Raw genomic sequence first — 25,795 nt, 5'->3', positions numbered from 1 at the left:
TCAAGTATTTATTATACCCGGCCCCATGGGGTGCGGCAATCAGCGGAATTCGAAGCTTGTGCAAGTCTCCGCCTCGATTTGTAGCGAGAGCGAGATCGAAATTCTCCGCGACGGCGACCCGCCAAGGAATCGTCAGCATTCCCCGGCGGAGCAAGAAATCGGACACGCCTCCGTCCAGGGCGGAGGAATCTGTGCAGGAGAAGACAACCTGAATCCGCTCGTCGGCGTCGAAGACCGCAAGAAGGTCCAGGAGCCGGGTGGCTGACGTGATGTTGTGCACAACACCGAGAACCCTCCGCTGCGGCGAGACGGTCATCCAAAGCCGTGCGTCCGGTCTGAGCGGCAACGGCAGCCGGTCAGCTTTTGCCACCTGTCAACTCCTGCCTCCCATCATTCTGCGGTGACGCCGTCGTGCCGCCACCGATCTCACCATAGTCTCGCCCCAGAAGCCCGATCCCCTGCCCGTCGGTGTTCGATGACCGATGCCCGGCCAACTGTGCGCTGTGACTGAGGGTTGGGCACGGGTCAAACTCCCTCAGCGGGATCGGTTGGGCTGTGCCGTGGCTGCTCCAGGAGGTAGAGCCATGCGGCGGTGGTGAGGTGTGCGGTCTGCTTCATCTTCATGGGTGCGCGTCCGGACTCCGGTGCCGTGGGCTAGGCACTCGGGGAGGTCGGCCAGCAGCGCGGCGGGAGCCGTAGAGGGAGGCTGTGACGGTCCAGGTGGGGTGGTCGATGCTGGTGCCGACGCAAATGGTCCAGGTGGCGAGTGAGCTGTTCGGTTGCTGGGTGGCGAAGGCGTCGAACTGGATGTCGGCCTCCGCGGACGGGCTCGTCCAGCGGATCCAGCGTCCGTCGAGGGTGTGCTTCCAGCCGGCGTCGGTGAGGGGCTAGGTGGCGGGGGTGACGGTCTTCTCGTCGACGGGGCTTCCGATGGCGGTCTCCCATGCGTCTCCTTCGGCGAAGTGCTGCAGCAGGATCTGGAGTACGGGGGCGGGGGTGGTGCCGGTCGCGGTGAGGTGCCACATGTCGGCCGTACACCTGAACGTTCGCTTGTACGCCGACAGGTGTACGCCGACAGGCGGTGACGTTGGCGTAGTAGGACTCCTTGTGGTCGATACCGACGAGGAGCATCGTGCAATCACCGACCGGCCGGCGACCTTCCGAGGCGAGGGTGGCGTGGGCGGTGTGCAGCGTGCTGCCGGTGAGGCGGCGACGACGGAGCTGGAGTGCTGGGGTGCCGGACGAGGTGAACGTGCGCGTCGGGCATGAGGGGCTCGTTTCGCCGGTCCGGGCCGATACGGAGGTCGGCCCGGACCGCGGATTCTAGCGGATGGCGCGGACGGGGGCCGGGGCGGTCCGCGGTGGTGGCCCGGCCCGAGGGGCAGCCGAGGTGCGGCCCGGGCGCGCGGTGCGCGGCGTGGCCGGGCTGGTGGCCTGTTGCCAGCGGGAGCGCACGGCGGTCAGGTCGGCCAGGGCCCGTCGGCTGCCGGTGATCAGCTGGTGGGGGCTGTTGGCCGGGTCGTCGGTGAGGGCGGTGATGCGGGCGGCGACGGTCTGCGCGCGGGCCAGCAGGGCGCGCTGCAGGACCTTCTCGCCCCAGTGTTCGGGTGAGCCGACGGGCGTGGAGAGCAGGGCCAGCAGGTCGGCCGGGGCGATGTCGTGTGCGAGCAGGCCGCGGTGCTGGGCTTCCCAGAGCACGGTGATCGGGTCGACGGCATCGCCGCGGTATGTGAGGGCGGTTAGGCACTGCCACAGCGCCGCGTGCAGGGGTAGTGCGAAGTCCTTTGGAACAAGCCACCGCATCTCCCGGGCCTCGGCGGGGTACGCGGTCGCGGTGGCGATCAGGAGGCGTTCCTCGTCGCGGGCGTCCTCGCTGGTGTCCCTGGCGGGAGATGGCGGCAGCGGGGTGCGCGGCAGGGAGCCGGGGTGTGGGGCGAAGCGGCCGGAGAGATCGTCCAGGAACCGGGCGAGGGTGTCGGCCTGCTGGACGGTGGCCTTCGCGCGGTGGGGCAGGGTGGTGTCCACCGCGGTCTGGGCCAGGCGCCCGGCGTGGATGCGCAGGCTGCGGCGGGCGTGGTCGGCGCGGATCATCCGGGCGTACGTGGCCGCGTGTCGCGGCCAGGGGCAGACCTGGATGAGGATGTGCAGGTAGGAAGCGCTCAGCCCGGGGGCATGGGGCCGGGCGGCGTTCAGGACGGTGTTCAGCCAGGCCGGGCTGGTGCGGTGCTGCTCTGCGTCGGGTGCCGGCACCGCGCCCATGGCGCGGAACAGTTCGCCGTGGGCGTGGTTGGAGAAGTCGTCCGGGTCCAGGGGGCCGATCTCTTCGAGGCGGTGGGGGTCCAGCAGGAGGGCGCCGAGCAGGGATTGTTCGGCGTAGTGCACGGGTGGGGGCGGTGGAAGGCCGTCGAGGTCGTCGTGCTCGTCGGGTGCGGAGGGATGGGGCATTAGGCGGCCAGGGTGAAGTCGTCGGGGGACAAGGTTTTGCCGAGGTGCGGTGCCAGCAGGTGGGCTGCGAGCCGGGGCGGGACCGCGTTGCCGACCTGGCTGAAGATCTGGCCCTTGTTGCCTTGCCACGGGTAGTCGGCGGGGAAGGTCTGCAGGACGCCGGCCTCGGCCGCGGTGATCCGGATCGGATCCGGGGCCGGGACTGTGCCCGGCGGCGTGGGAGTGACCGGCTCGGCCTGCCACACGCACTCGTTGGCCCGGTGGCCGAAGAACAGCGTCCCGGCCGGCTTGTCGATGCTGCGGACGGTGGCGTTGGCCTGACTGTTGTTGCGCAATGCCCAGCGCCAGACCGCAGGCGAAGCGCCTACGGCGGAAGGCCCAGTGGTGACAGCGCGCTCGGTTCGACAAGGCGACGGAGAGACAGCGGAATTGACGGGCGGGTGCGGCTTCCAGGTGCCGCGGTCGCGGGCGTCGCTGAGCGTCTTACGGGAGCCGGAGGGGAAGGGCTCGGGCCCACCGCCTGGCCCGCCGCCGGCGCAGACGGTCGGCACCGGGCGATCAGTGGCGCCCCAGCCGAGCGCCTCCGCCATGGACACCCACCGAGCGCGGCCCGGCCCGAACAGCGAGTCGGGCTCGGCGAGTTTGGCGTGGGTGGGCGGTGGCGGCTCGGCGGTCTGCGTGCGCGAGGCGAGCAGGATCGCCCGCCTCCTCGTCTGGGGGACCCCGTAGTCGGCCGCGTTCAAGATCCCGGCCCAGACCGAGTACCCCCAGCTGCGGAGGATCGCGGCGTACTGGCGCCACAGGGGCAACACGTCGGGGACCTCCTCCATCGCGACCCACTCCGGCTGACCGTGCTGGTGCAGTGCGTGCAGGTAGCGCATGGGTTCGGCGGCGAGTAGCGAGCGTTCGTCGCGGCAGGCGGCCAGGAGCTTCTCGCGGGTGTCCAGGCCATGGGCGAGGTCGGTGACAGCCTGGTGGACCAGGGGCTGGTCAACGAGCCCGAGGCGTTTGCCGGCCATCGACCACGCCTGGCAGGGAGGGCTCGCGATCAGCCCGATGGTCCTGCCGAGGAACGGCCAGACGGGATAGGCCGCGACGTCGGTGCGGATCGTCACCTGCCCCGCCGCTGCGCGGGTTTTGCACGCCCACTCGTCCCATTCCAGGCCCACGTCCCGTGCGCCGAGCACGGTCAGGGCCTGGCTCCATCCCCCAGGACCAGCGAACAAGTCAATTATCAAGAGGCCAGCCCGAAGTCGTCCTGGGCCAGCTCGACTTCACCGCGGCAGGCCCACGGGGAGCAGCCATCGATAACGCCGTCTTCCAGTTCCTGGGCGTCTGCTTCGCTGTCGCCGAGTTCCTGTTGCAGGGCGGCCCATTCGGCGGCAGTGACGTGGTCGATCGGCGCCTGGTCGAGAGGCACGCGCGAGCGGTGGAGGAATGCCTCGCCTAGCAGGCGGTTGCCGGTGGCGTTGGCGCGCGCATTTCCCTTCCGGATGGCCGCGTCGAAGGCCACCACATCCGCCCACTCCTGCGGCGAGGAGTCACGTATGGATCTCCACTGCGAGTTTCCGTGGAATGGGCAGCCAAGGCAAGGAGATTTGGGCGTGTCTGCCAGTCCCAGTGACGTCAAGTATCTGACACAGTCGGCTCTTGACCAGCCCATATCGATGAGCGGATGGCGGTTCCGCATGTATTTGACATCGGAGTCCTTGGCGCGGTGGAATTCGTCTGTCGAAATGCCGACCCACTGTTCCACGTAGACGTCTCTCGGGGTGCGTGCCGGATAGGGATATCCGAGGAGTTCGCGCACCTTCTTCTTCAGGGGCTTGATTTTATACTCACCTGTACATTGGCGCCTGGCCATTCCAGGCTTGCCATCCTTGTTCAGGGTGTAGAGCGGCATGGATGCGAAGCGATGATTCGGGTCGAGTGCGTCCTTTCTGATGTTGCCGGAGGAGACGCGCAGAACGGGGATTCCGGCCGGGGCGGCAATGTCGTGCTCCAGTCGGTCGAGGTGTCGATAAACGGTCTGTGGTTCCCAGCCGGTATCGGCGAATATCGCGTAATCGACCTTGGGGAGGATGCCCTTGGCGGACAGGGCGAGCATGGCACTGGATTGAACTCCAACGCCTAGAGAAATGCATGTGAAGGCGGGAGATTGGGAAATGGTGCGTCCTTGAGGATGGGGCGGGGAAAGGAGGAGGCTCAGGGCCGCGGGGCCGCCCGCTATCGGCGTGCGCGCGGCACGGAGGGTGTCGTGGGCGCGGGCGCTGCCGCCACGGTGGGCACAGGAGCGGGGCGGTGCTCGGCCAGGGTGCGCTGTCCCTGCTCGGTGACTGTGATCTCCTGGCCGATGAGCAAGGACTCGCCGGTGTCCGCGGTGACCAGGCCGCGCTTGGCCAGGGCCCGGAAGGTGGCGACGGGAATGCGCGAGCCGTTCTTGGCGACGACGCGGGCCACCCCCCTTTCGGGCCCCCTCGCAGAGCTGCCCGCCGCCCTGAGCCAGTGCCTTCAGCGCCGCGTGCTGGGTGTCGTTCAGCCGGGGGCACGGCCTGATGCCGGGCGGCATGCGGTTGGTGGGGCGCGGCGGCTGGGAGGCTGTTGGTGATGCTGGTGGCGAGGTAGTGGCAGGCGGTCGCCCCCCACGTCGAGTTGCTGCGCGGCGTCCTTGAGGTGGCTGTTCTGCTGACGGCCGGTGCGTCGATGTGGAGGGCGCCGCGTGCACAGCGGATCGAGGGCTAAGGGCGAGTCCTACGCGGCGGGGCCGAAGTCGGACTGCTTTGGGGCGGCCTTGGCGACGGCTCGCTCGGTGATGCCCTTTGACGCGCGGGCGGAGGCGGCGGACAGCTCGTCGGCGCCGGGTTCGAGGTACCAGGGGCGCAGGTCGAGCATCGCGGCGCGCATGCCGGTGGCGAAGCAGAGCGCGGTGCCCTTGGGCAGGGCGCGGATGGCGTCGGCGGCCAGGATCCGTTCCTGCCGCATCGACACCGAGGTGCTCTTGCCGGACTCCGAGTGCGAGGTGGAGGTGGTTTCCACGTCGTGGTCGCCGATCAGCCGGGAGAGTTTGTCGGCGAAGTCGGGGTCGTCGATGCCGCTGCCGATGACCTTGATCGTGGAGGCGCTCCACATGGCGTCCATGCCGGCGTCTCCCCAGACTTTCTGGCCCTGGCGGTAGGACTGCAGGATCGTGATGGGGATGATCCCGCGGCTGCCGAGGTGGGAGTAGAGGTCCGGAAGGTCGCTGATCTTGCAGACGTTGGCGGCCTCGTCGAGGATCGCGAGCATCGGCGGGTCCAAGCGTCCGCCGGCGCGCTCGGCCTGGGCGGTCGCGGCCCGCATCACGGCGTCCGCGCACGCGGCGATGAGCGCCGAGGCGCCGCCTCCGCCGTCCTTTGACAGCAGGTACAAGGTGTCGGTGGAGGTGACGAATTCCTCCGGCCGGAACTCCTCGACGTTCTTCTGCGGGGTCACCCACGCGGCGATCTCCGAGTTCAGCAGCGCGGCGGCGTACTGTCGGGCGGTCTCGTAGATGCCGTCGCGTGTTTCCGGCGGACCCTCGACGGTGCCCTTGAGCTGGGAGGCGACCGCGGTGAAGCCGTGGTCGCGCAGGATGTCGAGCGGGGTGCGGTCGGCGGGGAAGGCCAGCCACTGCATCACGTCGGTGATGGGGCGCTCGTCGAGAGCGGCGGCCAGAAAGAGCTGGGAGAGGATGTTCGATCCCGCCTTGGACCAGAAGTCGCCCTGCTGGGAGGCGTCCACGCTCGCGGCGAGGAAGTGCCCGGCGAGACGACCTGCTCCGTCGAGAGTCTTGGCGGTAGCGAGGGGGTTCCACCACATCTCGCGTTTGGCGTGGGCGATCTGCTGCGGGTCCATCGACCAGGTCCGGCCGATCTTCGCCCGCGCGTCGATCGTCGCGGTATAGGCGTCTCCTGCCGCCTTGTTGGAGGTCAGGAGCACGGGGCCTGGTGCGTTGAGGATGGAGGGGATCGCCAGTGAGGTGGTCTTGCCCGAGCGTGGCGCCATGATCGCTACGGCGACGTCCTCGTATCCCATGCGCACTTCATGCCGGGTGCCCTGCAGGTTGCCGAGGAGGATGCCGGTGTCCTTGGCTTCGATGTGCTTGGCGTTCTTCAGGCTCGGGCGCAGGGAGCGGGCCTTCGCCTCGATGGCCTTGGCCATCAGCGGTTCGATGTCCTTTTGCTTGGCCATGCCGTCGATGCGCTTCTTGCGCCCGCCGCTGCTGCCCTTGTGGCGCTTGACCAGAACGGCGGCGGTGATGCCGAGGGCGAGCAGCACGGCGCCGGGCAGGATGCGCGTGCCGATCAGCAGGGACGTTTCTCTCAGGTCGGGCCAGAGCTGGTCGGGGTGGAGGAGGGCCTGGACGGGCTGGTAGGGGGCGCCGGGTCCGGAGCCGGTGGCCCAGGCGGTGATCTGCCCGCCGAGCCAGGCGAGGTTGGACAGGGGGACGGCGACGGCGATGGCCCCAAGAAGGATCTTGAAGGCGATGTCTGTGGCGTCGGTGGACTGGGGGGAGGAGGGCTGGGGCAAGAGGGCGGTTCCAGAGGGGAGGGGCGGGGGTTGACCGGTCAGCGGGCCGGCGCGGCTTGGGCACGTGCGGTCCGGAGGGCGGCGTGGCCGGTGGTGTCGGGGCGTTGCGCTGGGCAAGGGCGGCGACGCGGTGCTCCAGCGCGAAGGCGAGGGTCTCGGCGCTCACTCGGCCGGTGGTGGTGCGGCCGTGGGTGACCGCCAGGTGTGGGACGCGGTGCGGTTCACGGACGAGGGGCGTTTCGTCGGCCAGTGCCTCGAAGAGCGCGGTGACCAGGTGGGGCGGGGTGTTGCCGTCCAGGTAGGCACGCCAGAGGGTGGGGAGGTGGGGGACGGATGTCTCGACGAACCAGCTCTCCGTGCGGCCGTCTTCGCGGACGAGGCGGTCGACGCGGGCCAGGCCGTCGGGCGAGGACATGCCCGCGATCGAAGTGCGACCGTCGTGGTGGCGGGGAGCCTGCCAGCCCGCCGCGCGCAGCAGCTCGTACGGATCGCCGGGCTCGGTCGGCGGCGCGGCGGGGTCGGTGAGGGTGTCGGTGACCGCGGCGATGATCTCAACCGGAGTCTGGGCGTCGAAGGTGACCGACCAGGCCCGCTGGTCGCCGTGGTGGGCGTGGCGCAGGGTCCACCACGGTTCGGCCGGGTCGGGGTCCGGGTCGATGCGCAGTTGGGCGAGCTGGTCGGGGCTGGTCAGGATGACCCGGGGCACGAGCGGATCCTCGGCGGTGCTCCAGCGGCAGGCGCGGTGGAGCGGGACGGTGACGCAGGCCGGGTCGCCGGGGCCGGTGAGGTAGCGGGGTGCGACCAGGACCACGTCGATGTCGTGCGGCACGCCGGTCACCTCCTAGCCACGGAGGACGGCGCCGCGGCGCGAGCCGCCGGGCGTGCGTGCGTCGTGGCTGGGGCCAGAGCTGGTGAGCGCGGCGGGAGGTCCTGGACGGCGGCCTGGATTTCGAGGATGGCCTTGCCGTGGCTGGCCCAGTCGTCGAGGTAGGGCCAGGCTTCCTCGTTGCGTTCGGCGAGCGCGTCGTCGTACGCGAAGGTGCCCGGCCGGGCGGTCGGGGGCAGCGCGTCACGGGCTTCGTGCCATTGCTGCTGTAGCGTCCCGAGCTGCTTCAGGGCGTGATCGAGGGCGCCGAGCTGCCAGGGCCAGCGGGACTGGATGTGGGCGGGGTTGAGCTGCTGCACCTGGATTTCGGCGGTGGCCAGCAGGTCCTTGGCGAAGGACCGGACGCGGTTGAAGGACCGCCAGGTGTCCGCGTCGCGTTTGACGGCACGACGGCTGTGCTCGTCGTCGTCCAGGGGCCAGCCGTGGAGGTCGCTGTGCTCCTCTCGCCAGGCGTCGAAGTCGGCGAGGATCTGCTCGCTCTCGCGCAGGAAGAGGACGAGCTGGTGCAGGCGCTCGCGGTGGATCTCATCGGGGGCGGCGGTGGGGGCGGTTGGGGACAAGGGCGCTCTCAGACGAAGAATGGAACAGGGTGGTGAGCCGGGCGGGAGTGCCGCCCGGCTCGTCAGCGGACCCGGCCGGGGGCGGGAGCGGCCGGTGCAGGCAGGGCTGCGGGCCGACCCGTGGTGAGCGCGGTCATGCGGCGGCCCTTGCGCGCAGCGGCCCGGATGGCCTTGAGGCGCACTTCGTGTGCGGAGGCGAGCTGCTCGCCCTGCGGGCCACGCTGCTTCCGGGTGACCAGGTGGGAGTGCGGGACGTCGTACATGCCGCGCTGGACGGGCTCGCCACTGGCCAGGGCGGTGGTGAAGGCGGCGATCTGGCGGGGCGGCATCTGGTCGTCGAGGTAGGCGTGCCAGATGCGTTCGAAGCCACCGCCGCCGTTGGGCAGGGCGGCCTGGGCCCGCCAGTGAAAGGTCTCACCCGGTTCGACGGACCACCGCTCCAGGCTGAGGATGCCGTCGGGGTGGCGGGCCATCTCGTTGCCGTGGACGTCGCGCTCGTAGGACCAGCCCGCCGCGGTGAGGGGCGACCAGATCGGCGGCGTCTGCCCGGGAGCGGGCTCGAGCAGGGCGTCGGTGAGGTGGGCGAGGATCTCCACGGGGGTGTGCGCGCCGAACTCGGTGTACCAGCGCCGGCCGTCCTCCTCCTGGCCGCGGATACGCCACCATGCCCCGTAAGGCTCGGGGTCGGGCTCCAGTACCACGCTGTGCCGGTAGTCGGGGCTGACCAGCAGGACGTGGGGGAAGGCGGGGTCGGAGCGGTTCGCCCAGCCCGCGGCCCGCAGCGCCTGGGTGATGTTCCGGGGCTGGGTCTCGAACCAGATGGTGTCGTGAGGGGCGTTGCCGCGGGTGGGCAGGTAGGGGTCGGTCATCGCCCCGGGGCGCCGGTCTGCATACGCAGCCGCTGTACGTCCCAGTGCAGGACGTGCCAGTCCGTGAACTCCTGGGCGGCTTCGCGGAAGGCTTCCATGGCCAGTCGGGTCTCGTCACTCACGGGGTATGCGGCCTGCTGGCCGATGAGGTGCTCGGTGCAGCGCAGGGCGTCGCCGAGGAGGATCGGGACGCCGTCGTCCTCGTCGAGCAGCGGCGCGAGCAGGGGCAGCACGTCGTCGAGCGGAGGATGCGTACGGAGGTAGGCCGCGAGGTCGGCGAGGGTGCTCGTGGCCTGACGGACCTGGTCGGGGGTGGGGGCATCGGGTGTGCGGTGGGGCAAGTCGGGGTGCTTTCGGTGCGAGGGCGGGGACGGGTGGAGGGCCGGTCAGCGGCGGGCGCGGGAGCCTGCCTGGGCGTACGGGCCGGCGGTGGGTGCCTGGCGGCGGGGCCGGGTGGTGGCCCAGGAGTTGCGGGCCCAGGTGGCGGCGCGGGCAGCTCGAACCCGGGCCTGCTGCCAGGCGGACAGCTCATCGGGCCGCACTGACACCGACGTGGTGCGGATGCGGGTGCACGGCGGCACGTGGCCGCGCGGGCGCATGACCTGCTGCGGGTCGGCCAGCGCGGCGCTGAACGACTCGATGAGGTGCATCGGCGTGGACGCGGTGAAGGTGGCGTCCCAGATCCGTCCGTGCTCGTTGCGGGCCCCGGCCCACCACACCGCCTCGCCGGGCTGGGACTGGTGGAACTGGACCCAGGCGCCGCCGTCGGGGCTCATGGCGGTGAAGTGCTGGCCCTGCTCGGTCTTCCAGCGCTGCTCCTGCAGCGGCGCCCACACGTTGGGCGCGTGCGCGGAGCGGGGCCGGGTGAGGGCGTCGGTGAATCCGGCGACGATCTCCACGGGGGTCTGGCGGGTGAGGGTCGCGTGCCAGGCTTCCTGGCCGGGGGTGGCCTTCCCGGAGATGGTCCACCCGCCGGGCTGGATGAACGGGTCGTACCCGATGCGGACGGACTTGTCCGGGCTGTCGAAGACCAGCGGACCGCCGGTCTTGGACTTGTCGTTCCAGCCGGAGGCCCGCAGGAAGTCGGCGATGTGGCGGAGATCTCCGCCGTCGGCGAGGTAGCGGGGCTCCACCAGGTAGTGCTGCTCGGCCTGTGGGACGCTGGCGCCCCAGCCGGTCCACTGCTGCTTCACCGGCTCCTCCTGACGACCATGGCGGAGGCAACCGGCTTGGGCGGCGCGGTGCTTGCCGTGGCGGATGGTGCCCCGAGCTGCTTGAGGTCCTCGGCGTGCTCGTCAAGGTCCATGCCGACGCTCGCCAGTTCGTTGGAGGCCCGGCCCGGGGCGAGCCACACTTCGGGCGGGAGCATCCCGCGGTGGGCCTGCCTTTGGGCGAACTGGGACCCGGTGCCGACCAGGTCGGTGACCCGGGTCAGGACGCCGTCTTCGGTGTCGAGGACTTTGCCGAGGATTTCGGCCGCTTGGCGCGGGGTGGCCTGGTCGAGGTGGGCGTCCAGGGTTTTGATGAGGCTGGCGATGTCTTCGGCGAGGCGTACGGGATAGGACGACGGGTCGGTCATGAGCCTCCTGGGGCGAGGGAGAGGGGTGGTCAGCTGCGGCGGCCGAGGCGGCGGGCTTCACTGTGGGCGGCCTCTGACCGGGCGCCGGTTACAGGGATGGGGTGTTCACGGCTGCCGACGACGACGGCGCGCAGGTAGCGGCGGAACAGGGCCGCGGCCAGGCGCGGCTTCCGGCTGGCGGTGATGGGCGGGGGCGTGCGGTCGGGGGCGGGGATGTGCGGACTTTCTCGGTGGCGGGGCCGCCGGCCCCTTCCGGGCCGGCCGGTGGGACGTTCATGGGGAGCGGCGCATGCGCTGGTCCTGTGCGGCTGGCGGACCGGGAGGGAAAGGGGTGGGGGGTTTCTGCGATGCTGCGGCGAGTGCGGCCCGGTAGGCGGTGCCGCCGATGACCGTGTCGATCGACACCCGGTATCCGGCTCCGGTCAGCAGGGGGACGGCGCGGTCGGCCATCTGCTTCAGGCCGATCTCATCCATCTGTTCGGGGACTTGGTGCCATTCGTCGTTCTCTTCGGGGGCGCAGTGCCGTTCGAGACCGAGGCTGTCGAGCAGTCCGAGGAGGTGTTCGGGGGCGCCGGTGCGGCTGTCGACGTAGATGGTGCCGTCGCGGTGATAGACCAGCACGTCCACTTCGTGCTCGTCGGCGAGCGTCATGGGTGAAGGCTCCGGGTGGGGTTACCGCCGGGCCGCGGGGGCGGCGCGGCTCGGGGCCTTGGGCGCGGGCTGGCTGCCGGGCGGGAGGGCGGCGGTGGGATGACGGTGATTGCGGATGTCTGCGACCGCTTCCTGGTAGGCCGCGGGGTCGAAGAGGTCGTCGGGAATGTTGACCACGTATCCGGCCAGGAGCAGGGAGGGGATGGACCGGGTGGCGACCTTCTTCTTCTCGTCCTCGTCGAGGTGGTCGGGGACTTCGTGCCAGACGTAGATGGGGCCGGCCGTCTTGCGTTCCAGGCCGAGGGCATCCAGCAGGGCCAGGAGCTGCTCGGATGCACCGGTGGGGGTGTCGGCGTGGATGGTGTCGGTCAGGGATTTGCGGTAGATCTCGACGTCGGTGCCTTCGTCGTCGGCTCTGTTGCCCACGGGTGGGGCTTCTCCCTTCTCACAGAGGGTTATCTCCGCCGGGCAGGCGGCTTGGACGGGGTGGTTGGCGCAGGGGCGGTGGCCGGTGCGGGAGCGGTAGTGGTAGTGGGGCGGGTGGCCTGGTTGCGGATCAGCTCGATCCGCCGGGCGTGATGGGACAGGCTGCTGGTGGTCTCCATCAGCCGTTCCGCCGGCTCTGGTTCGTGTCCGGCGTTCTCCAGGCGTTGGATCCACGAGGCCCAGGTGGAGATCAGGGTCTGCACCAGGCGCGGCAGGAGCCCGTCGTGGGGTGCGGCGATCTCGGTGAGGACCCGGGAGATCTCCTGGTCGTCGGCGGCGCGAGCGGCGCGTTCGGCGAGTCGCTCAAGGTAGCGGTGGGCGGCCTGTCGGTCGCCGTCAGCGGTCGCGAGGACGTTGAGTGTGGGATCCAGGTGCACGCTGAATCCGGCCAGCAGCAGTGCGTGGGCGGCGGCGGAGATGAAGCCCCCGGCGGTCTGCAAAATCCCCTCGGCGCGTTCGTCACCACCGATCGCCACGACGAGCTGGGTCTTCGGGTCCCGTGTGATGGTCACGTAGTCGAGGACGAAGAACGTCGGCTCGCTGTCCGTCGCACTGCTCATCGGGTGCGGGCCGCGGGTGCTGCCGTCGGGGCGGGGGCCGGAACTGGCGCGGTCTCCAGGGCGGGCTTGGCCGGCGGGAGACGCACGCTGACGCCGATGCCGAGCCGGTCCAGCTGCGCGGCTGCCCGCTGGATGGCCTGGGCCTGCACGGCGGTGTCCTCGCCGGGCAGCACGAAGACGCCCTGGTCCTGGTCGTAGACGCAGCCGTTGTCGGTGAGGATCTGGGCGGCCTCGGGCCGCTCGGGCTTGGTGACGTGGAAGTCCCGCCCCGTCATGGTGATCACCACGAGTTCGGGGGCCGATGCCGCGGACATGCGAGCGGCGTTGTCGTGGACCTGGGCGAGGGCCTTGTCGTAGCGGGGCAGCAGATCGGTGGTGATGTCCTCGGCGGCCCGCGCCGGATCGTCGGGGACGGCGATGCCGTCGGGCTCCCGTACGGTTCGGAAGGCTTCCGGGCGGATGCCGGCGGGAGCCATCGCGCCGACGAGGAACTCCTCACCGTGGCGGGGGCGCGCGATGACGTACAGGCGGGTGCCATCGTCGCGTGTGAGGACGGCGTCCTGGCCCAGAACGTGTTCGGCGATGGCATGGGCGAGCAGGTTCATGTCCCAGACGTGTTCGGCGCGGGCGAACTGGTCGGGGTACTGCGTATGCGTCTGGTGCTCGCTGATCCAGTTGCCGGGGAGTTCGTCGGCGAGGGCGATGACGAAGGAAGCGAGATCAGGGGTGGGATCGGGCATGGATTCCTTGGAGGCGGGGGTCAGCGCCGCCGTCCGGCGGGAGCCGGGAAGCGGGCGGCGGACCGGGCGTGGTGGTGGTCCGGGGCGGTGGCGGGCAGCCGCAGACGGCGGAGGCTTCGCGCTCGCCTGGGCATCGGCTGCGCCGGCCTAGGCCCGGGTAGAACTCGGCGGTCGCTGTGAGACCTCGTCGAGGGCGGCCAGGACACCGTCAGCGGATGCGGCGGGCGCGTGTTGTGCCCGGAGCGGCGGGCAGACGGGTGGTGTGTGCGGCGCGCTGGCTGGCTCCGGGCAGGTCCGCGGCGGTGGCATCGAGGTCCTGCTGGATCCCGTAGAGACGGCGGGCGATCAGCTCTAGGCGGTGCGCCGCGTCGGGCCCGTAGACGTGGGGCAGCTCCTCCAGCCGGTGGGCGGCCTGCTCGACCAGACTGCGCACCGAGGCGATCGGCCCGTTGGTCTCGTCGGCGAGCTGGCACATCAGCGTGGCGAGCTGCGCGGCCACCGCGGGCGGGGATTGATCCGCCACCGCCCGTGGCAGCGCAAGGCGTTGGGCCGGTAGATGCGCGGTCGGCGGGCGCCCGCCTTGGGGCTGGGCGGGCACGAGCCCCAAGTCGGCCTCGATGCGCCGGCACTCTTCCATGAGCGCCCGGGCGAGTGGGTAAGGCTGCCGGGCCCAGGCGCCGTCGTCGCGGATGAGGTTGGCGATCACATCGAGTCGGCCGGGCCGGGCCTGTAGGGCGACCCACCGGCATGCGTGCTCGTCCCCGGCGGGTGCGAGGCCGGCAACGCGGGTCAGCCGCTGTGCGATCTCCGCCCACTCCGGCCTGTGCAGTTCCCGGTCGGCGGGGTGCAGCCGGACCGCCATGTGGAAGATCTCGGGGTCGATGGCGTTCGGCCCGGCAGCGTAGGGGTGGAGTCTCTGCGGCGCGATGAGGTACTCCTCCCAGTCGGCGAACATCCACTCCTGCGGGCCGCCCTCGGCGACGCTGGCGTCGAGCGGCGCGCTGGCCACCACGAGATCACCCAGAACGTCCTGTTCGGCGATCGGACGGTCCAGGGCTGCGGAGATCGGGATGGAGGGGAAGAACTCCGCCTCGTGGATGTACGCGATCACCGGCCGCCCCGGGCGTCTGCGATGTGCACGAGCTGGTTCAGCGCGGTGGTGGAGTACCAACCGCAGTCGATCACGGTGCCCGCGTCGGCGAACTTCGGGATCAGGTAGTCCTCAAGGGCGCGCAGGTAGATCAGGCAGTCGGGGCATCGCCGCGACAGGTGGACCAGGTAGCGGGGATGGGCGGTGACGAAAGTCTGCTGGCCGCCGTTGGGATCGCGCAGCCGCCACCCGTCCTCGTCGGTGGGCGTGTGCCAGGACGGGGTCACCACCGTCATGGCATCCCCCCACAGCTCCCCGCCGGCCACGCCCTTGAGGATGACGACCTGGTCGCCGGGCGCGAAGTGGCCGTGAGTCATGTCCCTGTCGGGCGTGAGGATGTCGGCGGGAACGTATGGCGGGCGGGCGGCTTGGGGCACAACGGGGTCCTTCCACGAACGGCACGGGGTGGCGGTGGAAGGACAATGGTCCGGACGATCCCCGGTTTCGCTAACCGGGGGTCGTCGGGTATAAGGCATCCCGCGCCCGCCCCGCCGTACTAGCGGAAGGGGTTCTCCGTGCCGCGGTCGGCCTCGGTGGCGGCGTCGAGAAGCTCGGGAAGGTCAGTGCCTTCGGCGTCCCGCTGGTCGATCCACCACCCGGCCCGGGTAATCGTGCGGATCTTCTCTTCGAGGGCGGCCCAGTCCGCCTCGTCCCAGGTGCCTTCGGTGACCAGCGCGGTGTAGGAGGCGGTGACCAGCTGGTGGCGGGAGCGCTCGCCCCAGTCAAGGGCTTTCTCGGGGCCTTCGAGCGGTGGCATTTCGAACTGGGCTGACCAGTCGGCGGCGGCCTGCTGCTCGGCGGCACGCTTGGCGGCGAGCCACTCCTCCTTGCTGGCGCTGTCGTTGTCGCGGGCGGCCTTCCAGCAGTCGGTGCAGTCCTTGGTAGCGAGCCAGCGGGCGAAGGAGGCCCGCTTGTCGGCGGGCCGGTCGGACAGATCGTGCACCACGGTGTGTCCACAGGTGTGGACAACTTCGAAGGATGTGCGGACAGCCATAGATGTATTTCCTTGCGGGTAGCGGTGTTCAGCGGGCGGCGGGAGCCGGTGTGCGGCGGTGCCGGCCCCGGCGGCGGGCGGTGGCGCCGGGGCCGGCGAGGTGGCGGCGGGCGGCGAGCAGGACGGTGACGGTGAGCACCGCGCCGACAGCGGGAAGGGCCGCGTTGATCGGAGAGTGCTCGGCGAGCGCGCCGGACACGGCGGTCCCGGCGGCCTGGCCGGTGCCGACCGCAGCGATGAGCCAGGCGTACACCTCCGTCGTGGTGCCGGCCGGAGCGAGGGCATCCACCGTCAGAAATGCGGAGGTGATCACTGCGGTGAGCAACAAACCCGGCACGGCGGTCAGCGTGACCGCGGAGATGGGACCGGCGACCGCCATCAGCGGGAGCCACCCGGCGGCGAACAGGAGTGCCGCCGAGAGGAGTTGCCTGGTGAGCGTGCCCGGCCAGGTGCGTCGCCCGTACAGGAAGCCGCCGACGACACTGCCGGTAGACAGCGCGGCCGGGATCATCCCGGACAGCAGGTCCATCCCGAGGTCGTCGGCGAGGGCGACGGCCCAGACGTTCATCGCGCCCAGGGCGAAGCCGACGCCGCTCACCGCGACGAACAGCCACCGCAGCCCCGGGTGGGTGAGGGGGCCGAGTGCCCCGGTGGGCTGGGCCGCGGGGGCGGGGCGCCAGTGGCGGGAGGGCGCTGCGCTCAGTACCACGGCGGCGCCGAGTAGCCCGAGCGCGGCGGTCACCTCCAACGCGGTGCGCGGTCCCGTCGTCGTGGACAGCACGGCGACCAGCGGGGGCCCGGTGACGTAGATCAGCCCTTGGGTGCCGGTGTCGAGCGCGAGCGCGGCCCGGCGCCGCGCCTCGTCGGGCAGGACCACGGGCCACAAGGCCCGCAGCCCGGCCTCCAGCGGCGGCGTGCTCAGCCCGGCGAGCGCGACGAGGCCGGCGGCCAGGCCGGCGTGGGCGGCGATTTCGACCGCGGACAGGGCCAGCAGACAGACCGTGGTGAGCAGGACCGCCGTGGCGGTGACCAAGGTCTGTCCACGACGGTCGACCATCCGGCCCAGGACCGGTTGCCCGACGGCTGAGGCCAGGCCGTACAGCGCGCACAGCAGTCCGCCCGTCTTCAGCGATCCGCCCTGGTCGGCGACGAGGAGGAGGATCGCGACGGGCGCCATGCCGCCTGGCAGGCGGCCGATCAGCGTGCCGAGTAGCAAACGGGCAACGTGGCGTTGCGCGAGCAGCGGGCCGGAGCCGGTGGTGGAGGTCAACGCGTGCTTTCTGTGGTGAGGCACCCCAGTGCGGGGGGTGCTAGCGGCGGCGGGCGGAGCCGGGGGCGTGGGGCGAGGCCGGTCCGGCCGGCAGTGTGGTCGTCAGTGCCGGAGGCGCGGGAGAGGTGTGGAATATGGGGCGCGGTGTGCGGTGCGGGGGCAGCACGCCCACGCCGAGGTCCTGGGCGGCGGACTCGAGTTCCTCCCGCAGTACGTCCAGCTGTTTGGCGAGGACCGAGAGCCGGGCGGCGGTGCGCTGGCCCTGCTTCGTCTCCAGGGCATCGGCGAACTTCGCCGCGCGGCCGATGAGTTCCGCCAGGCGGGGCAGCGGGGCGCGGGTGAAACCGGAGTCCTCCGCCGCGTCCAGCAGGGCCATGTACACGTCGCCGGTGTGCCGCGCCTCGTCGACCTGCCGGATCAGCTCGGCGACCGGGGCTTCCGGTTCGGGGGCTCGGTGCTCGAAGGAGCGGGCGTCTGGGTGCAGGACGCCCGCGGGCACCGGGGGCGGGGCCGCGCGTTGGGCCTCGTACTCGGTGTCGTAGCGGCCGAGCACCCGCATCTGCTCGCTGCCGAGTTCACCAGCCAGCACGACCACGGTCGAATCATCGTGCTCGACGAGATGGGCCAGGGTGATCAGCTCGTTGTCGGCGCTGTACCAGGCTTCGGTGGCGTCCAAGCCGCCCCGCTGCCAGGCAGCTCGCGCACGCTCCGTCCACAGATGCTGTTCCTCACGCGGCAGCGGCGGCCTCGTGGGCGGTGCTGTTCGGCGAGGTCGCTGATGATGAAGGAGCGCTCGGCCCAGGCCAGGACAGAGGGCCACAGCTGGAGGTCGCGGGCGATGGAAGCATCCGGTTCCGGCTGGCTGGCCGGGGCGGACTGGATGCGCTGGATCTCGACCCTGGCGTGCGCCAGATCGTCGATCAGCAGCCGCCAGGCGGCGTGGTGCCGGGCCGGCGGCATGGCGTCCACCGCGCTGCGAGCGGCGGCCAGCAGCTTGTCGGCGTACGGCGATACGTGGCGCTCGAACGCCTCGGCGCCGGCCCGGCGCCTGCCGCGCGCTATGCCCGCATCGGCGGGCCACGCCGGGTCGATGCCCGGCGAGCGAGGGGGGACGCTCTCGAAGCGCGCATGGATCAATGCGAACTGTGTGCCGAAGGTGCGCAGTTCGCCGATGGCGGTGCCGAGGTCATCGGCGGTGGTGTCGGTGATGGAGTGCTCCGGAACAGGGGCGAGGTGGAGTGGCGGCGTTCGGGGTTCAGCGGCGCGGACCAGAGGTGTTGGCGACCGCCGCTGTCGGGGGTGCCACGGCTGTGGGCAGCACCTTGGGGCCTACCGGGGCGACGGGCGGGGGTGTGGCGGCACGGGCCATCTCGATCAGTGCCTCGCCGTCGATACGCCACACCGCCTCCGCGTCGGCGAGCACCTCGGAATCCGGGTCGTCCAGGTCGTCGAGACCAAGGCCGTCTTCCATGCGGTCGAGGAAGACGGCCTGTTCGGCGGAGAGCGACTGGCCCTTGCGCAGGGTGGCGATGAACGCCCTGGCGTGAGTGCGGAACCGGTACAGCGCCGCCTGCGACTCCATGGTGGGATACGTCCCCGGCTCGTGCGCCTCCTGCGCCCAGCGCAGGTCCTCCTCCACTTCGTGCAGCCGTGAGAGATGCACGGCCCGCTCGTAGTCGGGCAGCAGGCGAGACTGGATGAATCGGGCAGCCAGTTGAGCGTCGGAGGCGATGACGCTGCGCGGGGCCGGGGCTGTCGCATGGAGGTGATCAGGGCTCGGCGTCAGGGCGCCGACCATGTATGAGCCGTCCGAGGGGCGCTCGACCAGCAGCAGTTCGGTGCCGCCTCCGTCGCGGAGGATCGCTGCGAAGCCCAGCGGCTGGGTGTCCAGAAGGGTGTGGAGGTTCCCGGTCTCCCACAAGTAGTCCCGCAGGTAGTGCTGGTCGTGCGGCTCGCGTAGGCCCAGGACGTCTGCTTGCCAGTGGCCGGGCAGCGCCGTCACGATCGCCTCGGCGATGTCGCCGAGGTAGGGGCGGGGGTGGGTGGCGACGCTCACCTGGCAGTCGCGGGCGGCTTGGTGGAGATGCGTGAGCGCTTGGCGCGCCCTGGCCTGGTCATCCAGGGGCAGGGTGTGGATCTGGTCGTGGTTCTGGGTGAAGCCGGCCAGGTCCAGGGCGGTCTCGGCCCACCTGCGGCCGTTACTGCTCGGCAGAGCGATGATCTTGTCGTCGCCGCTGAGGTACAGCGTGATACGGGCGGAGGAGGTCGGCATGGTCCTGTGTGTCCTGAGAGGTCAGCGTCGGTGCCGCTGAATGGAGTTGGGCGCGGGCTGAGGCGTCATCGCCACTCCGGTGCGCGGTGGCCACCAGTGCACGGGGGAACGATGCCCACCGTCGGGCAACAGGTTCGGGTCGAGGTCGACCTGGTAGCCCGCTGCGCTGAGCATCCGGGCGGCGTAGGTGGCCTTCTGGTTCTCGCGCTCCTGGCCAGTGTCGAAGTGCAGCCGGATCCACACGCCGCGCAGGGTCGGTTGGAAGATGAACCCCGCACGGTCGAGGATCTGGGCGGCGAACTCATCCACCGGGCCCTCGACTTCGACCTCGCCGCCGCGCTTGCGGGCGATGCGGATGGGCTCGTTGCTCATGCTCACCGTCCCCGTCCCGGCCCAGCGCCGTGGGTAGGTCCGGCGACGGGGACCGCAGCCGGTCGCGCCGAGGTCCGCACCGGCGCGGTGGACAGCGCGGGGGCGCGCTGCGCCGAAGTGGATGCGGCGGCCTGGGCGATGCGCTGGCGGCGCTCCAGCAGCCCGTTGCGCACGTACGAGGGCGCAGGCGCGGGGGTGATCGCGGGGTCGAGCGAGTAATCGGCCTGCACCTGGAATCCATGGCGGCGCAGATCCTGTACAGCCTGCCGCGTACGGCGCTGGCCGTCCTGCTCCGGCTGGGCGAGCCGGTACAGGCCCGGCAGGCCGGGGACGGGCTGGAACTGCTCGCGGGTGAGGAACCACTCGGCCAGGTGCGGGGTGACCGCGGCGGTGGGGGCCGCGACGAAGCCGTGCTCGGGGTGGACGGCGAAGTGGAAGTGGTTGGTCAGAAGGCGGATCCTTTCTTTCTGCGGGGGTCAGCGGTGTGCCGCGGTGGCCCGGGGGACGGCGGGGAGTGCCGGGCGGGCGGTGAGCAGGCGCGGGGTCGGCGCCGCCAGCGCCACCGGTCCGCCGGGGGCAGCGGCACGGGCCTGGCGCTCGAACGCCTCGCTTTCGGCGAGCCAGGTCTCGATCGCGGGCAGGGCGGCGAGACCGAAGCGGCTGCGGGCCTGCTTCCACCCGTCGACGGAGAACAGGACGCCCCTGAGTTCTTTGTCCTCGGCCCTCACTGCCTGGCTCTCGGAGAGCGCCGTGCGCAAGCGGTCCAGCGCGTCGGCGTCCTGCGACCAGGGAGTCATGGCCGGGCGGCACCGGCTGAGCAGGACAGGAGCGTGCTCGAGGACGTCACGGAAGGAGAGCCAGGCGTAGTCGGCGAACGTTGCCTCCATCCCAGGAATCACCCGGGCGTCGGCGAGCGGCACACCGTCGCTGTAGCGGCCGGACTCCTTGATGGCCCGCAGAGTCTCGTGCTCGGCCCGGATGCGCTCCAGCGCGGTCATGACCGTGTCGAGACGGCGGTGGTGCAGGGCCCGGCTGTAGGCCGGCAGGAACGTGGTGGCGACGGCGCGGGCGGCGAGACCCGGTTCGGCGGACAGCACGATGCTGCGCGGCGCGTTCGGTTCCTCCCAGTTGTCGTCGAACTCCTCAGTGGCGAAAGCGCCCAGGAGATAGCCGCTGCTGTGCCCGGGGCGCTCGATCAGCAGCAGCTCGGTGCCCACCCCGTTCTTGAGGACGACCGCGCTGGGAACGTGTTCGTGGATCAGGGCCTGGAGGAGGTCTCCGCTGTCCCACAGCGGGCCGATGAGGTCCTGTTGCACCAAGGGGTTGTAGTAGAGCTCCAGCTGCGCGCTCCAGGCGCCCGGCAGCCGGGCGGCGAGGTCGTCGCCGAAGTCCGCGAGGTAGCGGCGGGGGCTGGTGGTGATGGTCGCGCCGTGTTCGTGGGCGCAGTGCACCAGGGCCCTGGCCGTCTGGCGCGCGGCCGGTCCATCGGCCAGGGCAGTGGCGAACGCACCACTGGGGATCCGCTGGAATCCGGCTTCCTCCAAGGCACGGGCTGCTCGGCGGTGCTCCTCGCCGTAAGGGATGGCGACGAGCCCGTGGGCGCGACTGGTACTGAGGATGATCTGAGCGGGGAGTCTGGTCGGCATGGGTCCTGGTGGTCAACGCGGGTTCCGCGCCATGGGGGCGGGGAGCGGAGCACGCCGGACGGGTGGCGGTGCAGTCGGGTTCGCGGCCAGTCGCGGGCGAGGAGCCGGGGCGCTGGTCTCGGCATAGAGCGATGCGGCGGCGCCGGTGAGCCGGGCGCGAGCTTCGCCGCACTTCTCTGCCGCGATGATCCGCAGCGCATTGGGGTCGTTACGCAGGTGGGAGGTCTCCACCCCGGGGACAGCCTGCCGGTAGAAGCCGGTGGACACACAGGCCACGGCTTCGGTGAGGTGGCCCAGCGTGCCGGCGACCGCAGCCATCGCCTCGGCGAGGCGCATGAGGGCGTGACGCTCGGGGAGGTGGGCTGCCTCAGACGCAGCGAAGCGTTCCTGCGCGCTCGCTGGCGTAGTTGAGGTGGTGACTGAGCAGGGCGATGTCGTCGGTCAGCCGTACCGGGTCCACGTCCGTGTGCGTGGCCGGCAGCTGCCCGGCGACCTCGTTCAGGCGCCGGGCGAGGTAGTCCAAGATCGCCTGGGTGACACCGGGTGGCATCAGGCCGCCAGCTCCAGCCCGTCGGTGCGCGTACGGCGCAGAGCGGAGCGCAGCGCACGGCCATGACGGAAGGCGAACTCCCTTGCCGGGCCCTCCAGCTCCAGGAATTTCGCGCCGCCAGCCGTCATCTGAGACGAGTGCTTTCGGTAAAAATAGACTGTATGCGGCAACAGCTCACCGGCTGCGAGGTTGGTGACGCCGTTGACCATGACGAAATCCTCGCCCTGGGGCAGGCCGCCGTGCCCGCCCGCGGCGATGACAAGGTCGGTGCGGGCCAAGAGCATGGTCTGGCCGAGCGGGATCTGCGCGTCGGGGCTGGTCCAGTACCCGGTCACGTCGCCGGGCTGGTGCACGCCGGGCGGCGTGGGGCAGCGCCAGATCGTGGTGCTGCCGTCCGGGTGCAGGTCCGCGCTCCAGCCCGCGACCCAGCCCAGTCCCGTCTCGGTGATCCGGCGGTGGCGGACGGCGAGGCTGTCGTCGCTGAGCAGATCGTCGTCGTCGCTGTAGCACACGTAGGGCGTGCGGACGGTGCGCAGGCCCAGGTTGCGGGCGGCTGCGGCGCCGACTGGCCGCGGAAGTTCGACCACGCGGACACGGGGATCGGCGGCGATCGGCGCGGGCAGGAGGGCTCGGTCGGCGCCGTCGAGGACGAGGGCGGCCTCCCACGGCACGGTCTGCCGGGTCAGGCTGGCGTGCAGTTCGGTGAGGTAGCCCAGCCGTTCGGGCCGGAGCTGGGTGGCGATGACGACCGTGATCTCGGGGCGCGGGTGCGGGGACAGAAGGTTCTCCAGTGGCGAGGGATGCGAGGTCAGCGACGGACAGCGGGCTTGGCGGCTGCCGGGGTGGTTTTCGGGGCGGCGGGAGCCCTTTTGGGGCGCGGTGGCTGCGTGGCCGGCACCGCGTGCCCCGGGAGCCACAGGTACTGGTTGTCGCTGAACCGCGTGCGCGGGTCGGTGTTCCAGGGCACGACGGGACCGGTCTTTTCCCGGCGTAGGGGAATGACTTCGATGCCCAGGTGGGGATGGAGCACGTAGCCCCAGTCCAGGCCGCCGGTGACCGCGTCCGTGACACGGACGGGCGGAGCATCTGGGGCGCGGTCCTCGTCGTACTGCCGCCCCGGCAGCGTCCGAGGGGAGGTGAGTTCGGCGCGCAGGGGGGCCGGGACGCCGGCGAGGAGGTCAGCGCCGAGCGACGACCAGCCGATGGGTACCCGGTCGATCAGGCACTCGGTCAGGGCGTCGATGTCTCCTGCGAAGCGGTGCTGGTAAGCGGCGAGGAGCAGTGGGAGATGGCCACTGGGGTAGCCGTCGTGATGGACGTATACGCCGCAGAAGCCGGTCCCGACGGGGCGTGCGATGACGGAGCGTGTGGACAAGTGGCCTCGGAGGAGTGCTGGTTACCGGCCGGGGGCCGGTCCGGTGGGAGGGGCGTTCGGCGGCGCCGGGGGGAGAGCGACCGTGCTGGTCGCGTCATTGCCCCGCGCCTTCGGCGTCGGCGCTGGGTCGTAGGCGCCGCGGAGGATGGCCAGGTCGGCTCGGTATGCGAGGGCCAGCACGTCAAGGCTGCGACTGGCTGCTGTCATCAGCATCTTGGGCGGGGACTGTGGCTCCGCTCCGCTGTGCTGGCCGCCCATCGAGCTGCGGACAGAAGGTAGTCGCTGATCGCCTGGAGCACCGGTTCGGCAGCGTCCAGGAGGTGCTGGGTGACGGCGCTGGCCTGCGCTGGTGTCTCGGCGGCGGCGAGTGCGTCGTGATACGGGGCGAGGTCCGGGCCCGGCAGCGGGGTGCCCGGCAGCGGGTGTTCGCCCAGGAAGGGCTCGGCATCTCGCTTCGCCCAGCGCAGCAGATCGCGATCGGTGGCGATGCCGTAGCGGGCGGCGGCGATCTGATCGGCGTCGCGGCCGACATTGTCGTACAGCTCGAAGTCGGGGTGGGGCAAGGTCTGTTCCAGGTGCGGTTGCAGTCGAGGGCCGCGCTACGCGCGGGGCAGGGACGCGGAGTTCACGGGCGGGCCGGAGGCGTCGGTGCGGGCGCAGGTGTAGGCCAGGAGCGTGGAGGGGACGGCCTTCTCGGGGACGGTGGCGGCGTCGTTGCAGACGAACGTGTACTGGATGGAACGGCGCGGGATGTCATGCAGCCAGGCACGGCCGTCCTTGCCGGGGTTGAGCTGTAGCCCGGAGTGGGCGACCGTGTCGGTCTGGGTGTGGGTGTGGGAGAAGAAGACCAGCGCACCACCGTCGGTGGTCTTGAGCGCGTAGGCGTCGCGGTAGCGGTTGGCGGCGCCGGCGAACGTGCTGGTGCCCTGGCTGCCGTACTGCTTGCCGGTCTCGTCGTGGACCTTGATCTGCTGATTGCGCGCCTTGCTCTCGGCGAAGATCTTCTTCCCGGAGTTTTGGCCGCCGGTGGCGAAGTTGTCCAGGATGCCGCTGCGCAGCAGGTCGGCTCCTGCGGCCAGGTCCTTGTTGTCGTTGGCCGGGACGGCGGTGGCGTATCCGTCGGCGTCCAGGGCGACCTTGGGCAGGTCCGTGCCGTAGAGGTCGGCGACGGAGACCATCTCCCACCGCTTGTGCTGCGGCTGTTCGGCGAAGACGGCGAGCCGGTTGGGGGCCTTGCCCTTGGTGCCGGAGAGCGCGGCGGCGAACCAGCGCGGCTGGCCGGGGGCGATCCGCGGGATGTACAGCTGGGCGTTCTGCGTGTCGTACGCCCACGGCTTGTACGCCTTGCGCTCGGACTTGGGCAGGCCCTCGGTCCCCTTGTACTCGGAGACCGACATGGTGTACAGCGGGCCGTCCTCGATGGTGCCGAGCAGGTCGCGGTCGCGATCGGAATTGGCCCTGTTGTTGACCGTCGAGTACCGGTCGATCTCGGTGAGTGCCTGCTGCTTGGTCAGCGCGGGCGGCAGCTCCCGCTGCTTGTCGGCGCTGGCGGCCGGAGCGGGGTTCTTGGCCTCGGGGCTGTCGCTGCCACTGGTGCAGGCGGTCGCGGCCAGGGCCACGCCGGCAGTGGCGATGGCCAAGGGGAGACGATGGAGGGGGCGGCGGATGAGGTGCTCCTCGAGAGGGGGCGGGTGGGTGATCCGCCTCTAGAGTCCGGGCAATCCCCGGTTTCGCTAACCGGGGATTGCCCGCTATGTTGCGCCTTCCACTGAGCGGTGACGGGAGCGCGAAGCTGGCCTAGAGCGGGGCATTGTGCCGCGTTTGCTCGGGTCAGCGGAGGGTTCTAGAAGTGGTCGGTGACACGGGAGCGGGTACGGACAGCGCGGCAGGCGGCCGGTTCCGACGAGCGGGCGGGCGGAGCGGCCCGCTGGGGAGGCTCTTGCGCCTTCACCGGGTGCGACCGGGCGTGGGGAGCACCGCCTTCGGTAGCCCGATGCTCGAGCCCGAGGCGGTCGCCCTGGTGGTCTGGCGTGCGGGGGCGCGGGGTGCCAGGGCGCGCATCCGGTCGACGGCGACGTGCAGGTCTTCACCGAGGCTGCGCAAGGTGGCCGCGGCGTCCCACAGGTCATAGTGGAGGTCGAACCCGTCGTCGTGGTCGGCCTCCTTGGCCTTCTCGGCCGCCGCTTCGAAGAACTCGGCGAGTCTCTCCAACAGGCCGTCGGTCGGTTCCAGGACCTGGTCGGTGAGGGCCGCGGCGTGCTCGTAGGAGGTTGCGCCGTTGAGCTGGTCGGTGAGCGCGAGGACCAGACGCCCGTATACGTAGGGGCCATCCCGATCGGTGGGGGTGGCGACGCCTGCCGTGGCGGGGATCAAGGGCATGGCAGAGGGCGTGGACAGGTGGGATCTCCTAAAGCAAGGGGGGCGATGTCCGTCGCGGCGCTAGCGGCGGTGGGCGGTGGACGTCCCGCCCGGCAGTGGGGCGCGGGTGTTCAGCGCAGGCCGCGTGAGGGGAGGCGGCGGGCTGTGCCGGAGGTTGACGCCGATGCCGTGGGCAGCGAGCTGCTCTGCCACGGCCTGGATGCGCAGGGCCTGGCCGGCCTTGCCGTGCGCGGCGGGCAGGAGGAAGGCACCTTGGTGCGGGTGGTACTGAAAGCCGTGGACGCAGAGCGTGGTGCGGGCCTCGGCGGGAACCGTCGCGTACGGTGTGGGGGCGGGGGGGGGGGGGGGGGGGGGGGGGGGGGGGGGGGGGGGGGGGTCCGGGGGGGAAGGGGGGGGGAAGGGGGGGGGGGGGGGGGGGGGGGGGGGGGGGGGGAGGAGGGGGGGGGGTGGGGGGGTGGTGTGG

At 71.2% G+C, this 25,795-nt stretch carries 33 protein-coding genes and 2 pseudogenes; 1 reads left to right on the top strand and 34 read right to left on the bottom strand.

Annotation, left to right across the window (positions count from 1 at the left end):
* Positions 1-370: pseudogene (locus AC069T_RS13415) on the bottom strand (hypothetical protein); the annotation flags it as partial.
* A 338-nt stretch (positions 371-708) separates the two neighbouring features.
* Between AC069T_RS13415 and AC069T_RS13410 the strand changes: the two are divergent.
* Positions 709-891 (top strand): hypothetical protein, encoded by a 183-nt coding sequence (locus tag AC069T_RS13410; RefSeq protein WP_478782865.1) that lies wholly within the window; start codon positions 709-711, stop codon positions 889-891.
* On the opposite strand, the gene AC069T_RS13405 is transcribed toward AC069T_RS13410, so the two are convergent.
* The 33 genes and pseudogenes from AC069T_RS13405 to AC069T_RS13245 form a co-directional block, all read right to left on the bottom strand.
* Positions 888-1,025 carry a hypothetical protein gene (locus tag AC069T_RS13405; protein WP_478782864.1) on the bottom strand — a complete coding sequence of 46 codons (138 nt, stop codon included), beginning with the start codon at positions 1,023-1,025 and terminating at the stop codon, positions 888-890. The two genes, AC069T_RS13410 and AC069T_RS13405, sit on opposite strands and share 4 nt — an antisense overlap.
* A gap of 298 nt (positions 1,026-1,323) precedes the next feature.
* Positions 1,324-2,445 carry a DnaB-like helicase N-terminal domain-containing protein gene (locus AC069T_RS13400; protein WP_478782863.1) on the bottom strand — a complete coding sequence of 374 codons (1,122 nt, stop codon included), beginning with the start codon at positions 2,443-2,445 and terminating at the stop codon, positions 1,324-1,326.
* On the bottom strand, positions 2,445-3,683 hold the full coding sequence (locus AC069T_RS13395; protein ID WP_478782862.1) for a DNA cytosine methyltransferase: 1,239 nt from the start codon (positions 3,681-3,683) through the stop codon (positions 2,445-2,447). The genes AC069T_RS13400 and AC069T_RS13395 overlap by 1 nt, the downstream gene beginning before the upstream one ends.
* A complete protein-coding gene (locus tag AC069T_RS13390; RefSeq protein ID WP_478782861.1) occupies positions 3,680-4,552 on the bottom strand; it encodes an adenine nucleotide alpha hydrolase family protein in 873 nt (290 codons plus the stop codon). Before AC069T_RS13390 ends, AC069T_RS13395 begins: the two co-directional genes overlap by 4 nt.
* A 119-nt stretch (positions 4,553-4,671) precedes the next feature.
* Positions 4,672-4,905 (bottom strand): hypothetical protein, encoded by a 234-nt coding sequence (locus AC069T_RS13385; protein WP_478782860.1) that lies wholly within the window; start codon positions 4,903-4,905, stop codon positions 4,672-4,674.
* A 291-nt stretch (positions 4,906-5,196) separates the two neighbouring features.
* Positions 5,197-6,993, bottom strand: coding sequence for a type IV secretory system conjugative DNA transfer family protein (locus AC069T_RS13380; RefSeq protein WP_478782859.1), 1,797 nt, complete (start codon positions 6,991-6,993; stop codon positions 5,197-5,199).
* A 244-nt stretch (positions 6,994-7,237) separates the two neighbouring features.
* Positions 7,238-7,699: pseudogene (locus AC069T_RS13375) on the bottom strand (SPDY domain-containing protein); the annotation flags it as partial.
* Between the two features lie 128 nt (positions 7,700-7,827).
* Positions 7,828-8,439, bottom strand: a complete 612-nt coding sequence (locus AC069T_RS13370; RefSeq protein ID WP_478782858.1) for a hypothetical protein — start codon at positions 8,437-8,439, stop codon at positions 7,828-7,830.
* Positions 8,440-8,501: 62 nt separating this feature from the next.
* Positions 8,502-9,308 carry an SPDY domain-containing protein gene (locus AC069T_RS13365; protein ID WP_478782857.1) on the bottom strand — a complete coding sequence of 269 codons (807 nt, stop codon included), beginning with the start codon at positions 9,306-9,308 and terminating at the stop codon, positions 8,502-8,504.
* Complete coding sequence (locus tag AC069T_RS13360; protein WP_478782856.1) at positions 9,305-9,649, bottom strand: hypothetical protein; 345 nt, start codon at positions 9,647-9,649, stop codon at positions 9,305-9,307. Before AC069T_RS13360 ends, AC069T_RS13365 begins: the two co-directional genes overlap by 4 nt.
* Before the next feature lie 45 nt (positions 9,650-9,694).
* Positions 9,695-10,501: an SPDY domain-containing protein gene (locus AC069T_RS13355; protein ID WP_478782855.1), complete on the bottom strand. Its 807-nt coding sequence runs from the start codon at positions 10,499-10,501 to the stop codon at positions 9,695-9,697.
* Positions 10,498-10,887 carry a hypothetical protein gene (locus tag AC069T_RS13350; RefSeq protein WP_478782854.1) on the bottom strand — a complete coding sequence of 130 codons (390 nt, stop codon included), beginning with the start codon at positions 10,885-10,887 and terminating at the stop codon, positions 10,498-10,500. The genes AC069T_RS13355 and AC069T_RS13350 overlap by 4 nt, the downstream gene beginning before the upstream one ends.
* Before the next feature lie 273 nt (positions 10,888-11,160).
* On the bottom strand, positions 11,161-11,538 hold the full coding sequence (locus AC069T_RS13345; RefSeq protein WP_478782853.1) for a hypothetical protein: 378 nt from the start codon (positions 11,536-11,538) through the stop codon (positions 11,161-11,163).
* Between the two features lie 21 nt (positions 11,539-11,559).
* On the bottom strand, positions 11,560-11,964 hold the full coding sequence (locus AC069T_RS13340) for a hypothetical protein (protein WP_478782852.1): 405 nt from the start codon (positions 11,962-11,964) through the stop codon (positions 11,560-11,562).
* Positions 11,965-11,993: 29 nt separating this feature from the next.
* Complete coding sequence (locus AC069T_RS13335; RefSeq protein WP_478782851.1) at positions 11,994-12,584, bottom strand: hypothetical protein; 591 nt, start codon at positions 12,582-12,584, stop codon at positions 11,994-11,996.
* Complete coding sequence (locus tag AC069T_RS13330; protein WP_478782850.1) at positions 12,581-13,324, bottom strand: hypothetical protein; 744 nt, start codon at positions 13,322-13,324, stop codon at positions 12,581-12,583. The genes AC069T_RS13335 and AC069T_RS13330 overlap by 4 nt, the downstream gene beginning before the upstream one ends.
* Before the next feature lie 208 nt (positions 13,325-13,532).
* The gene (locus tag AC069T_RS13325) at positions 13,533-14,435 is read right to left on the bottom strand and encodes a relaxase/mobilization nuclease (RefSeq protein ID WP_478782849.1); all 903 of its coding nucleotides are present in this window, start codon (positions 14,433-14,435) and stop codon (positions 13,533-13,535) included.
* The gene (locus tag AC069T_RS13320; protein WP_478782848.1) at positions 14,432-14,791 is read right to left on the bottom strand and encodes a hypothetical protein; all 360 of its coding nucleotides are present in this window, start codon (positions 14,789-14,791) and stop codon (positions 14,432-14,434) included. Before AC069T_RS13320 ends, AC069T_RS13325 begins: the two co-directional genes overlap by 4 nt.
* Before the next feature lie 179 nt (positions 14,792-14,970).
* A complete protein-coding gene (locus AC069T_RS13315; protein ID WP_478782847.1) occupies positions 14,971-15,468 on the bottom strand; it encodes a hypothetical protein in 498 nt (165 codons plus the stop codon).
* 28 nt (positions 15,469-15,496) lie between these two features.
* Positions 15,497-16,738, bottom strand: a complete 1,242-nt coding sequence (locus AC069T_RS13310) for an MFS transporter (RefSeq protein WP_478782846.1) — start codon at positions 16,736-16,738, stop codon at positions 15,497-15,499.
* A gap of 40 nt (positions 16,739-16,778) precedes the next feature.
* Positions 16,779-17,414, bottom strand: coding sequence for a hypothetical protein (locus tag AC069T_RS13305; RefSeq protein ID WP_478782845.1), 636 nt, complete (start codon positions 17,412-17,414; stop codon positions 16,779-16,781).
* Positions 17,372-17,875 carry a hypothetical protein gene (locus AC069T_RS13300; RefSeq protein WP_478782844.1) on the bottom strand — a complete coding sequence of 168 codons (504 nt, stop codon included), beginning with the start codon at positions 17,873-17,875 and terminating at the stop codon, positions 17,372-17,374. Before AC069T_RS13300 ends, AC069T_RS13305 begins: the two co-directional genes overlap by 43 nt.
* 118 nt (positions 17,876-17,993) lie before the next feature.
* Positions 17,994-19,010, bottom strand: a complete 1,017-nt coding sequence (locus tag AC069T_RS13295) for a hypothetical protein (RefSeq protein ID WP_478782843.1) — start codon at positions 19,008-19,010, stop codon at positions 17,994-17,996.
* Between the two features lie 21 nt (positions 19,011-19,031).
* Positions 19,032-19,382, bottom strand: a complete 351-nt coding sequence (locus tag AC069T_RS13290) for a hypothetical protein (RefSeq protein ID WP_478782842.1) — start codon at positions 19,380-19,382, stop codon at positions 19,032-19,034.
* A 2-nt stretch (positions 19,383-19,384) separates the two neighbouring features.
* On the bottom strand, positions 19,385-19,612 hold the full coding sequence (locus AC069T_RS13285) for a hypothetical protein (RefSeq protein WP_478782841.1): 228 nt from the start codon (positions 19,610-19,612) through the stop codon (positions 19,385-19,387).
* 246 nt (positions 19,613-19,858) lie between these two features.
* The gene (locus AC069T_RS13280; protein ID WP_478782840.1) at positions 19,859-21,028 is read right to left on the bottom strand and encodes a hypothetical protein; all 1,170 of its coding nucleotides are present in this window, start codon (positions 21,026-21,028) and stop codon (positions 19,859-19,861) included.
* Positions 21,029-21,040: 12 nt separating this feature from the next.
* Entirely contained in the window at positions 21,041-21,364 is a 324-nt protein-coding gene (locus tag AC069T_RS13275; protein ID WP_478782839.1) for a hypothetical protein, read from the bottom strand.
* Positions 21,365-21,395: 31 nt separating this feature from the next.
* Positions 21,396-21,578, bottom strand: a complete 183-nt coding sequence (locus AC069T_RS13270; RefSeq protein ID WP_478782838.1) for a hypothetical protein — start codon at positions 21,576-21,578, stop codon at positions 21,396-21,398.
* A complete protein-coding gene (locus AC069T_RS13265; protein WP_478782837.1) occupies positions 21,578-22,495 on the bottom strand; it encodes a glycosyltransferase family 2 protein in 918 nt (305 codons plus the stop codon). Before AC069T_RS13265 ends, AC069T_RS13270 begins: the two co-directional genes overlap by 1 nt.
* A complete protein-coding gene (locus AC069T_RS13260; RefSeq protein WP_478782836.1) occupies positions 22,387-22,953 on the bottom strand; it encodes a hypothetical protein in 567 nt (188 codons plus the stop codon). The genes AC069T_RS13265 and AC069T_RS13260 overlap by 109 nt, the downstream gene beginning before the upstream one ends.
* A 206-nt stretch (positions 22,954-23,159) precedes the next feature.
* Positions 23,160-23,516, bottom strand: coding sequence for a hypothetical protein (locus AC069T_RS13255; RefSeq protein ID WP_478782835.1), 357 nt, complete (start codon positions 23,514-23,516; stop codon positions 23,160-23,162).
* A gap of 36 nt (positions 23,517-23,552) precedes the next feature.
* Positions 23,553-24,593: a DUF8094 domain-containing protein gene (locus tag AC069T_RS13250; protein ID WP_478782834.1), complete on the bottom strand. Its 1,041-nt coding sequence runs from the start codon at positions 24,591-24,593 to the stop codon at positions 23,553-23,555.
* Between the two features lie 307 nt (positions 24,594-24,900).
* Positions 24,901-25,332, bottom strand: a complete 432-nt coding sequence (locus AC069T_RS13245) for a hypothetical protein (protein ID WP_478782833.1) — start codon at positions 25,330-25,332, stop codon at positions 24,901-24,903.
* Between the last annotated feature and the right edge of the window lie 463 nt (positions 25,333-25,795).

This window comes from Streptomyces sp. NPDC043867 (assembly GCF_056435845.1).
The sequence above is the reverse complement of the archived record's forward strand: the minus strand, read 5'-3'. Positions and strand labels throughout refer to the sequence as shown.